Origin of the sequence: Acidaminococcus sp. HCP3S3_G9_1, assembly GCF_052122455.1 — a bacterium.
In the GTDB taxonomy this organism is placed as follows: domain Bacteria; phylum Bacillota; class Negativicutes; order Acidaminococcales; family Acidaminococcaceae; genus Acidaminococcus.
On the sequence record NZ_JBQKCH010000038.1, the window covers coordinates 1 to 1,066 of the forward strand.

Annotated in this window: 1 rRNA gene; it reads left to right on the forward strand. The window is 53.3% G+C overall.

Going from position 1 to position 1,066, the window contains the following annotated elements:
• Positions 1-1,066: ribosomal RNA gene (locus tag ACTQY1_RS11210) — 23S ribosomal RNA — on the forward strand; the annotation flags it as partial.

Genomic DNA, 1,066 nt, shown 5'->3' on the forward strand with positions numbered 1-1,066 from the left:
GGCTCAGAAGCAGCCACCATTTAAAGAGTGCGTAATAGCTCACTGGTCGAGAGGCCCTGCGCCGAAGATTCCCGGGGCTAAAGTATGGAACCGAAGCTATGGATGCATACGCAAGTATGCGTGGTAGAGGAGCGTTCCCATCGGGTTGAAGTCGTCCTGTAAGGGACGGTGGACTGGTGGGAAGTGAGAATGTTGGCATGAGTAGCGAAAAGAATGGTGAGAATCCATTCCACCGAAAGCATAAGGATTCCTGAGCAACGATCGTCGTCTCAGGGTAAGTCGGGACCTAATCCGAGGCAAAGAGCGTAGGAGATGGACAACTGGTTGATATTCCAGTACCGGCAGTGATCGTTTGAACGAAGGAGTGACGCAGGAAGGCAGGTCCGCACGAGATTGGTAGATCGTGTGCAAGCGTGCAGGCTGGTTACCAGGCAAATCCGGTAACTGAGGCTGAGGCGTGATGCGGAGGGAACTTGTTCCCGAAGGGATTGAGCCTACGCTGCCGAGAAAAGCTTCTAGTGAGAAAGCTGCCGCCCGTACCGTAAACCGACACAGGTATGCGGGGAGAGAATCCTAAGGTGCGCGGGAGAACCCTCGTTAAGGAACTCGGCAAAATGTACCCGTAACTTCGGGATAAGGGTAGCCACAAAGGTGAAGGGACTTGCTCCCGGAGCCCGGTGTGGTCGCAGAGAAGAGGCCCAAGCGACTGTTAACCAGAAACACAGGTGCCTGCGAAAGAGAAATCTGAAGTATAGGTGCTGACACCTGCCCAGTGCTGGAAGGTTAAAGAAGGATGTCCGGGTTCGACCCAAAGCATTCGACTGAAGCCCCAGTGAACGGCGGCCGTAACTATAACGGTCCTAAGGTAGCGAAATTCCTTGTCGGGTAAGTTCCGACCCGCACGAAAGGTGTAACGATTTGGGCACTGTCTCAACGAGGGACCCGGTGAAATTGAAATACCTGTGAAGATGCAGGTTACCCGCGACTGGACAGAAAGACCCCATGGAGCTTTACTGTAACCTAATATTGGGTTCTGATACTTGATGCACAGGATAGGTGGGAGGCA